This window comes from Granulicatella sp. WM01, assembly GCF_004570605.1.
Taxonomy (GTDB): Bacteria; Bacillota; Bacilli; order Lactobacillales; family Aerococcaceae; genus WM01.
Genome location: NZ_SPPB01000136.1, coordinates 1 through 458, shown reverse-complemented (window position 1 = coordinate 458; position 458 = coordinate 1). Strand labels below are relative to the sequence as shown.

The following is a 458-nucleotide window of genomic DNA, read 5'->3' as shown; positions in this document are numbered from 1 at the left end:
CCTTAAAACAACATCTATTCCACAGGGGAAAGGACGTGTGGAACGTTTAAACAATACCTTACAATCCCGATTACCTGTTGATTTGGAACGACATGGCATTTCAACACTGGAAGAAGCTAATCATTTTTTAAAAAGATGGATAAAATCGTTCAATAAACAATTTGGAGAAAAAATGACACAGAGTGTGTATGAAACGGCACCTAAGCCATCGCAAATCAATCTCTTATTGGGTAAGGTTACTGAACGTAAAATAGATGATGGACATCATATACGCTTTAAAAACAATCACTATTTACCTGTTCAAAATGGGAAAGGTGTTTATTTTTCACGACACACAAAAGCGTTGGTTATTGAAGCATTTAATGGGGATATTTTCTTGAATATCGCTGACAACATTTATGCCACACGTTGTTTGTTAACACATGAAGAGCATTCAGCGGTGTTTGATTTGGGTGAGA

General features: G+C 36.2%; 1 pseudogene. It reads left to right on the top strand.

The annotated features are described in order from the left end of the window. Positions 1–458 (top strand): annotated as a pseudogene (locus E4T68_RS09405) (ISNCY family transposase); the annotation flags it as partial.